We start from the raw sequence: 9760 nt of genomic DNA, 5'->3' as shown, positions 1-9760 counted from the left end.
GAGAATCGCTCGACTTGCATGTGTTAGGCACGCCGCCAGCGTTCATCCTGAGCCAGGATCAAACTCTCATAAAAAAGTTGTCCATTGCTCAGACTAATCATTATCTGAATATCTGGCTTGGTTTGTTTGTTGTTTCAGTTTAATTCTTAAAGAATTAATTTATTGTTAACCTACTGTTTAATTTTCAAAGTTCTTTGCTTGTTTCAGCTTCTTTATTTTACCAAAGCTGTTTTTCTTTGTCAACCACTTTTTTTAATAAACTTTGTTGACCTTTTGCCCTCGTCTTAAGGACAAGTAATACTATATCATCTACAAAGCAATTGGTCAACAGTTTTCTTATTTATTTTGCTATTTTATTTTTATAAACATATGCATTACTTGCACTTGCTGGTTTTTTATTATTCTTTTTATTATTAAAACTCACTTTATTAAATAGTTTAAATATATCCTCACATATAAAAATCATCACTTGGAAAGATAAAAAGCATATACTTATAAGACATACCCATGACATAATTTGGTTCATTTTCATTGCCCCTTTCGTATAACATTAATTTTTATATTTATTTCTAAGTGCTTATTATTTTTTCCTTTATTATTTTTTCCTTTATTATTTTCATAATAAAATAGCATTTTGTCTTTTTTATCATTTTAAATTAGCTAACAACATTTTTTGTTCATATTTTTTATGTTTTACTGTTGATATAATAATTAATTTTTGTGATAAAAATAGTTATATTTAGTACAAAATTTATGCATAATAAAAAGCTCATATTTATATAACTAATAAAAGTTAATAAATATGAGCTTTTACATTAAAATTATTCTTCTATTTGATTTTTATTTTGATCTATTGGCTTCATAGTTGGGAATAATATTACGTCTCTTATTGACGCTGAGTTAGTAAGTAACATCATAACTCTATCTATACCTATTCCAAGTCCACCTGTTGGAGGTAAGCCTACTTCTAATGCATTTATGAAGTCTTCGTCCATATCACAAGCTTCGTCATCACCTAACTCTTTCTTTCTCATTTGATCCATAAATCTTGCTTTTTGGTCGATTGGGTCATTAAGTTCAGAGAATGCATTAGCTAATTCCCATTTATTTGCAAAAGCTTCGAATCTATCAGTTTTTCTTGGATCCTCAGCATTTCTTTTAGCAAGAGGCGATACCTCAACTGGATGATGAGTTATAAATGTTGGTTGTATTAATTTATCTTCACCAAATTCTTCGAAGAATGCATTTATAACTTCTCCTCTTCTCATTCCAGGAATTATTTCTATTCCTTTTTCTCTAGCTATTGCTAAAGCTTCTTCATCTGTATCTATTGTGTCAAAGTCAACACCAGTGTATTCTTTAACACATTCTATCATAGTCATTCTTCTCCAAGGTGGTTTGAAATCTATTTCAGTTCCTTGGTAATTTACAACTGTACTTCCTGTAGCTACTTCTGCCATATGAGATATTAATTCTTCAGTTATTCTCATCATATCTTCATAATCAGCATAAGCTTGATATAATTCCATAGCAGTATATTCTGGATTATGTTTAATAGACATACCTTCGTTTCTAAACATTCTACCCATTTCATATACTTTGTCAAATCCACCTACTATTAATCTTTTTAGGTATAATTCATTTGCTATTCTTAAGTACATAGGTATATCTAATGTATTGTGGTGTGTAACAAATGGTCTAGCATTAGCTCCACCAGCAATAGTATTTAATATTGGAGTTTCAACTTCTAAGAATCCTCTTTGATCTAAGTAACTTCTTAATGCTTTTAATGCTTTTGTTCTTGTTAAGAAAGCATCTTTAACTTCTGGATTAACTATTAAGTCAACATATCTTTGTCTATATCTGATATCTTGGTCTTTTAACCCATGATATTTTTCTGGTAATACTTGTAGTGATTTAGATAATAAAATTACAGCAGTAGCTTTTACTGATATTTCTTCTTTTTTAGTTTTGAAAACTTCGCCTTCTAAACCTATGATATCTCCTATATCATAAGTTTTGAAAAGATCATATTCTTCTTCACCTATTCTATCTTTTCTTACGTAACATTGTATTCTACCTTCTTGGTCTTGGATATCTATAAATCCTGCTTTACCTTGAAGCCTCTTACTCATTATACGTCCAGCTATTTTAACAACTTTTCCTTCCATTTCTTCAAAGTTATTTTTTATATCCATAGAATAATTAGTTCTATCATATCTACTTTGAACAAATGGGTCTCTTCCCATCTCTTGTAATTTAGATAACTTTTCTCTTCTTACTTTAAGCACTTCTGTAAGGTCTTCTTGGTTATCAATCACATTTTGTTGATCTTTATTCATTTTTTTCCTCCAAGTTTACTCTTATTAAATTTTCTTAAGTTATATTTTAACTTATCTTTTTATGTCTAGTATTTTGTATATTACAACACCATTTGGAACTTGAATCTCTACTTCATCGTCTTTTTGCTTTCCTATGAACGCTTTTCCTACTGGTGATTCATTTGATATTTTTCCATTGTATGGATCAGCTTCTGCAGAACCTACTATTGTATATTCTACTTCTTCATCAAAATCAGTATCATAAACTTTTACTGTTGATCCAACTGTTACTATAGTACTGTCTATTTGACTCTCATCTATTATAACAGCTTTTCTTAACATATTTTCTAATTTAACTATTCTTTCTTCAACTTGAGCTTGCTCATTTTTAGCTTCATCGTATTCAGCATTTTCCGATAAGTCTCCAAATGAAATGGCTACTTTTATTCTTTCTGCAACTTCTTTTCTTTTAACTGTTTTTAGGTACTCTACTTCTTCTTCTATTTTGTTGTAACCTTCTTGTGTAAGTATCTCTTGTTTTTCTACCATAACCCCTACAACTCCTTCTATATATTTTTAAAACATGCTTATTCAACACATTTTACATTTATTCCTATTGATTTATTATGCGCTATATTATAAGTCACTATCCTATTTGTGTCAAGGAGTGTTGCATGTACTCTTCTAACATAATAATTACTTCTTTATAATCTGTTATTTTATTAATTTGATCTCTATATTTAGCAGAATTTTTTAAACCTTTTAAATACCAACCTATATGTTTTCTCATTTCTCTTACTGCAACATAATCTCCATGTTCAGCTACTGCTAAGTTCATGTGCCTTATGGCTGTAGTTATTTTTTCTTCCAATGTTGGTTCAGGTAATACCTCTCCTGTTTTCATATAATGATTTATTCTTTTAAATATCCAAGGGTTACCCTGTGAGCCCCTACCAATCATTATAGCATCACATTTAGTTTTTTCTAGCATATTTACTGCATCTTGAACTTCAAATACATCACCATTACCTATTACAGGTATATTTATAGCTTGTTTTATTTCAGATATTATATCCCAATCGGCTTTACCAGAATAAAATTGTTCTCTAGTTCTACCATGTATAGCTAGGGCACTTATCCCACATTCTTCTGCAATCTTTGCGATTTCAACTGCATTTATACAATCATCATCCCAACCTTTTCTTATCTTTAAAGTAACTGGTTTTTCTGAGTTTTTAACTACTGCACTTAAAACTTCTGCTGCTAGCTTAGGATTTCTCATTAATGCAGATCCATCTCCATTTTTAACGACTTTAGGAGCTGGGCAACCCATATTTATATCAAGTATTTCATTAGGATATTGATTCATTATAGATGCAGCTTTTCCCATAAAGTCTGGATCTGATCCAAATATCTGAACTGCTACTGGATGTTCATCCTTTTCCATTTTTAGCATCTTCTTAGTATTTTCATCATCATAACAAAGAGCTTTTGCATTTATCATTTCCGTATAAAGCATGCCACATCCTTTTTCCTTACATATAGTTCTAAAAGGTAAGTCTGTTACACCTGCCATAGGAGATAAAAAAACTTCATTATCTAATTGGACGTTACCTATTTTCATCTTCTGTCTCCTTTAAATTATGAATTATTTATAATGATTAACATTTTTTCAAATTTTAATTAACTACTCTAAATATATTATTACAAATTCTCAAAATATACTATTATTATTTTGTATTGTATTATTTTTACATATTAAAAAGGAATTGGATTTAACCAATTCCTCAATAATTTTTATTTATTTTTTTCATATATTAATCTTAACCCTTCTAGAGTTAAGAATCTATCTACACAGTCTATGCTATCAGTTTCTGAATGAATAAGAGAAGATAATCCTCCTGTAGCTATAACCTTTACGTCTTCGCTACATAATTCTTTTTTCATTATTGATATTATTTTTTCTACCTGTCCAACATACCCATATATTATTCCTGATTGCATGGCTTCTACTGTAGTTTTACAAATAGTCTTTCCTGGCTTAACAAGTTCAACTCTAGGAAGTTTTGCTGCACCATTAAACAATGCTTCACTTGATATTTTAAGACCTGGACATATTGTTCCACCTAGATACTCTGATTTTTCAGATATTGCACAGAATGTAGTAGCGGTTCCAAAGTCTACTATTATAAGTGGACTTCCGTATTTTTCTATTGCAGCTACAGCGTTTACTATCCTATCTGCCCCTACTTGTTTAGGATTGTCATATTTTATATTTAGTCCTGTTTTTATTCCAGGACCTACTATCATAGGCTTCTTTTCGCAATACTTTATACAAAAGTTCTCTAAAGCATGCATTACATTTGGGACAACTGAAGATATTATTACGTCATCAATTGATTTTAAATCTATTTTATCATAAGTTAATAAATTACTTATTAACATTCCATATTCATCAGATGTTTTGTGTATATCTGTACATATTCTCCAGTCTTTTACTAAAGTTTTTCCTTTATATACACCTATAACCATATTTGTATTTCCTACATCAAATACTAATAGCATATACTTAAACCTTCCTTCTATTTTTTGCCTTTTCTAATTAATGCCACTGATACTGCAGATACTATTAATCCTGCAACTAAAGCTTCTGGTACTCCACTTGTTAAAACAACTCCAAGTAATAGTTTCGCTGCACTTGAGCCTTGTTGTTCAATAAGTGCTAGGTATTTATCTGCATATAGTATATAAATCATACCTAAAACACCAGCTGTATTAGCAAGAGATCCTATTATACCTGCTATAAATCCTGATGCATATACTTTTTTACTTACTTTATATACACCTTGATATACGTAATAAGCTACTATTCCTATTAATATCCTAGGAAGTACAGATACTAGTGGATTATAAAACAATGGTGATAATACTACTGGTTGCGTTATTGCATTCCACAAACTTGTTAATCCAAATATCAACCCTATTATCGCTCCTACTACTGGACCTTCTATAATTGCTCCTATAATAACTGGTATATGCATTATAGTTGCTTTGATTGGCCCGATAGGTATATAACCTATAAATGGTAACATTGACATCATAATAGAAATTGCAGATAGCACTCCTATTACAGTCATCTTTCTTACATTCAGCCTTCTTTGTGCTGATGTTCGTGTGTTAATCATAATAAAAATACACCCCCGTTCCAGCTCTTAAAAGATGCCGGACTATTTTAGTTTTATTTAGTTTTGACTTTTGCGACTCTTAAATGTCAACCAAGTCAGACTCTTCATTAAGAAGATGTCAGCTATATAACAAGACAATTTTAACAGTGACTTTTTGTATTGTCAACAATATTATAAACATATATAAGGTAACTTTTTTATCTTATATTATTATTTGTTATTTTCTAATTCATTATAAGAAATAATATTTTTTATAGATTTTGCATTTTTTACAGCATTTATAATACTTTTTTCTACTACTTCTGCTGCTAAGCATCCTAATAAAGTAATATCTGAATCAACATCTATTTCTCCCGTTGACATAGTAAATATTGTATCTCCATCATGAGGAGTATGTATAGGAAATATTGATTTTGCATATCCATCATGGGCCATTTGGGACATCTTTTTACATTGTGCCTTTGTTAGTTTTGCATTAGTAGCAACTATACCTATAGTTGTGTTATCTATTTTAAATCCACCCTTCATAAATCCAGATTTCATTATTTCATAAGTATTTAGTAACTTTGTCTTATCATCATTTAGTACTCCTGCTATTACTTTTCCATTTTCATATATATCTCCAAAAGCATTAACTGCTATTAAAGCTGATACTACTACCCCATTGTCAAGCTTAATCGAATAACTTCCTATGCCACCTTTTGTTACATAGTCCAAACCTTTTACTTTTCCTACAGTTGCTCCACATCCAGCACCATAATTACCTTGCTTTAATTCAGTTTCACTAGCATTCAAGCAAGCTCTATATCCCATTTCTTTATCAGGTCTTACTTTATAATCTCCTACTCCTAAGTCAAATAATACAGCTCCTGTTACAATAGGTACTTTACAAACTCCAACATCAAAACCTATATTTTTTTCTTCTAAGTATTTGCTTACTCCACATGTAGATTCCAGTCCAAAAGCAGAACCTCCAGATAATACTACTGCATGAACTTTTTGAACTGAGTTTATTGGATCCAACAAATCAGTTTCTCTCGTTCCTGGTGCTGATCCCCTAACATCAACACCACAAGTTGCACCATCTTCACATATTACAACAGTACAACCTGTTAAAGCCTCTTTATTTTCTACTTGTCCAACCTTTAGCCCTTTTACGTCTAAAATGTTATTATACATATCCTTTAACTCCTCTTATTGAAACTTCACCTGACAAAATTTCTTGTACATTATTATTGCCATCTCTTACAATTAAATTTCCTTCATTGCTTATATCAATACATTTAACCAATTCTTTTTCATCACCTTTAATTATATATACATCTTTATTTATTATTGCAGAGTATTCTCTACAGATTCTTAGAGTTTCTTCTTTATAATTATTTTCAATATAATCCTTATATAATTTTTCAAACTCATAAAGAACTTGTGATATTACCTCAACCCTTGATATACAGTAATTTTCTTTATATAAAGATGTTGCTTTTTCTTCTAGTTCTTTATCAAAGTCTAAATTTTTAACATTCATACCTATTCCAACTACCACATAATTAACTCTTTCAATTTCAGCAGATAACTCTGTTAATATCCCACTTACTTTTTTATTATTTATAATAATATCATTTGGCCATTTAACCTTTGCAGGAACTTGTAAATTATTTAATGCTTTTACTATTGCTGCTCCTGCTATTAAAGTTATAAAAGGGGCTTTATATGGTATAATCTCTGGTTTAAGTATTATACTCATCCATATTCCTTCCTTAGACTTAGACTGCCAGTTTCTACCTAGCCTTCCCTTACCTTTCGTTTGTTCTTCACTTATAACTACAGTTCCTTCTTGAACACCATTTCCTATTTTCTTCAAATAATCATTAGTCGAATCTACACATTCGAGATGAATTATATTCTTACCTATAATTTCTGTTCTTAGGTTATGATAAATGTTTTGAGGATTTAATAAATCCTTAGGTGAACTTATCAATCTATAACCTTTTTTATTAACAGATTCTATATCGTATCCTTCTTCTCGTAAAATATTAATATGTTTCCAAATAGCCGTTCTAGATATACCTAACTGCTTTGATAATTCTTCTCCTGATACAAAATCTTCACCACTATCTAAAATAACTTTTATTATTTTATCCCTCATACTTCACCTCTATTATTTTTCCTTTTTTATAAAGTTAATTATACACTAATTATTATATATATAAATAAAAAACAGGACTTTAATAAAAGTCCTGTTTTTCTATGTTAAATTATTTATTATCATCTTCTGGTAATTTAAACTCATCTAATTTCGAGTTGTTCAAATTATTTTTTTCTTCCTCATTAGATTCTTCTTGTATATCTTCTTCTATATCAATAACAACTTTTGATTCTTCTTTTTTCGCAAATACATCTTTTTCATCTAATGATAATTCTTCATTAAATGCTTGCATGAATTGCTCTGAATCTAATGTTTCATATAGCAATAATCCTTTTGCAACATAGTGTAATTTATCCATATTTTCTTTTAATATTCGTTTACACTCTGCATACGCATTTTCAACTATTTCTCTAACTTCTTTATCTATCTCATAAGCTATTTCTTCTGAGTAGTTTTTCTTAGTAGTTATGCTATTTCCTAAGAATACCTCGTCATCACTGTCTCCGTATACCATAGGACCCATTTTTTCACTCATACCATATTTTGTTACCATAGCTCTGGCTATTGCTGTAACTCTTTCTAAGTCGTTAGATGCTCCTGTTGAAATATCATCCATTATCAATTCTTCTGCAACCCTACCACCAAGTGCCATAACTATAGTTTCTAACATTTCATTTTTAGTACCATACATTTGATCTTCTTGTGGAAGAGGCTCCGTAAATCCACCAGCTCTACCTCTTGGTATTATAGTAACTTGGTGAACCGGACTTATATTTGGAAGTATATTCATACAAATAGCATGACCTGCCTCATGATAAGCTGTAAGCTTTCTATCTTTATCACTGATAACTCTAGATTTTTTAGCTACACCAACCATAACTTTTGTTATAGCTTCTTCTATAGTATCCATATGAATTTCTTTTTCTCTTTTTCTAGCTGTTAATATTGCAGCCTCATTCATTATATTCTCTATATCCGCAGGAGTAAATCCTGGAGTTCTCTTAGCTAATACTTCTTTGTTTACATCTTTTGCTAAAGGTTTATTTTTTGAATGAACTTCAAATATAGCCTCTCTACCTCTAACATCTGGTACACCAACCACTACTTCTCTGTCAAATCTACCTGGTCTAAGTAATGCTGGGTCTAGGATATCTGGTCTATTTGTAGCAGCCATAATGATTATTCCTTGATTAACGCCAAAACCATCCATCTCTACTAGAAGTTGGTTAAGAGTTTGTTCTCTTTCATCATGTCCTCCACCAAGTCCAGCTCCTCTTTTTCTACCAACGGCATCTATTTCATCTATAAATATTATTGCAGGTGCACTTTTCTTTGCTTGCTCAAATAAGTCTCTTACTCTTGATGCTCCAACACCTACGAACATTTCAACGAAGTCAGAACCACTTATGCTGAAAAATGGCACCCCAGCCTCTCCTGCAACGGCTCTTGATAAATATGTTTTTCCTGTCCCTGGAGGACCAACCATTAGTATACCTTTTGGAATTCTAGCACCTAAATTAATATACCTCTTGGGGTTCTTTAGGAAATCAACAACTTCCTGCAGATCTTCTTTTTCTTCCGACAGTCCCGCCACATCCTTGAATGTGACTCTTGTTTTTTCGTCATCTTTATGAACTCTTGCTTTGGATTTTCCAAAGCTCATAACCTTTCCGCCTCCACCTTGAGACTGATTCATAAAAACAAACCATATTATAATCATAAATCCAATCAGAAGAACAGTTGGTAGCATACTTACAAACCAAGGCGTTTGTGGTTTTGCCTCACCATCAAATACTAATTTATTTTCTACTGTTTGATCTAATATTTCATTTGCTAGTTTATCTCCTAATACTTCATTTGGTATATATGATGTGAACTCCTTATTTGAGTCTTTTATTGTTCCTTTCACAGAAGTTCCATCAACAAAGTGTATTTTTGATATATTTTCTTCCATTAAATTTTTATAAACTTCAGAAAACTTTAACTCTTCAATCTTAGTAGTTTGAGTACCAGAGAATTGGACTATTCCAATTATTATCATAAATAGTAACAGATAAAAACCTGCTCCTTTTAAAAATTTGTTCAAAAGAAGCCCTCCTTTCATA

The 9760-nt window shown here is 30.7% G+C and carries 9 protein-coding genes and 1 rRNA gene; all 10 read right to left on the bottom strand.

What is annotated here, in order from left to right:
- A 16S ribosomal RNA gene (locus tag QX51_RS11385) occupies window positions 1-74 on the bottom strand; the annotation flags it as partial.
- Between the two features lie 266 nt (window positions 75-340).
- Window positions 341-526 (bottom strand): hypothetical protein, encoded by a 186-nt coding sequence (locus QX51_RS11380; protein WP_039680027.1) that lies wholly within the window; start codon window positions 524-526, stop codon window positions 341-343.
- 295 nt (window positions 527-821) lie between these two features.
- A complete protein-coding gene (gene lysS / locus QX51_RS11375; RefSeq protein WP_052233017.1) occupies window positions 822-2342 on the bottom strand; it encodes a lysine--tRNA ligase in 1521 nt (506 codons plus the stop codon).
- Between the two features lie 51 nt (window positions 2343-2393).
- Window positions 2394-2870, bottom strand: coding sequence for a transcription elongation factor GreA (greA, locus tag QX51_RS11370; protein WP_039680026.1), 477 nt, complete (start codon window positions 2868-2870; stop codon window positions 2394-2396).
- Window positions 2871-2967: 97 nt separating this feature from the next.
- On the bottom strand, window positions 2968-3945 hold the full coding sequence (gene dusB, locus QX51_RS11365; RefSeq protein WP_039680025.1) for a tRNA dihydrouridine synthase DusB: 978 nt from the start codon (window positions 3943-3945) through the stop codon (window positions 2968-2970).
- Between the two features lie 173 nt (window positions 3946-4118).
- A complete protein-coding gene (locus tag QX51_RS11360; protein WP_039680024.1) occupies window positions 4119-4886 on the bottom strand; it encodes a type III pantothenate kinase in 768 nt (255 codons plus the stop codon).
- Between the two features lie 17 nt (window positions 4887-4903).
- Window positions 4904-5506 (bottom strand): ECF transporter S component, encoded by a 603-nt coding sequence (locus QX51_RS11355; protein WP_039680023.1) that lies wholly within the window; start codon window positions 5504-5506, stop codon window positions 4904-4906.
- A 210-nt stretch (window positions 5507-5716) separates the two neighbouring features.
- Window positions 5717-6685, bottom strand: a complete 969-nt coding sequence (locus QX51_RS11350) for a P1 family peptidase (RefSeq protein ID WP_039680022.1) — start codon at window positions 6683-6685, stop codon at window positions 5717-5719.
- Complete coding sequence (locus QX51_RS11345; protein WP_039680021.1) at window positions 6678-7655, bottom strand: biotin--[acetyl-CoA-carboxylase] ligase; 978 nt, start codon at window positions 7653-7655, stop codon at window positions 6678-6680. Before QX51_RS11345 ends, QX51_RS11350 begins: the two co-directional genes overlap by 8 nt.
- A 109-nt stretch (window positions 7656-7764) precedes the next feature.
- Window positions 7765-9741, bottom strand: coding sequence for an ATP-dependent zinc metalloprotease FtsH (gene ftsH, locus QX51_RS11340; RefSeq protein ID WP_039680020.1), 1977 nt, complete (start codon window positions 9739-9741; stop codon window positions 7765-7767).
- Between the last annotated feature and the right edge of the window lie 19 nt (window positions 9742-9760).

The sequence above is a fragment of the Terrisporobacter othiniensis genome, from assembly GCF_000808015.1.
Lineage (GTDB): Bacteria > Bacillota > Clostridia > Peptostreptococcales > Peptostreptococcaceae > Terrisporobacter > Terrisporobacter muris.
Note: the sequence above shows the minus strand (reverse complement) of the source record. Positions and strands in the feature narration are given on the sequence as shown.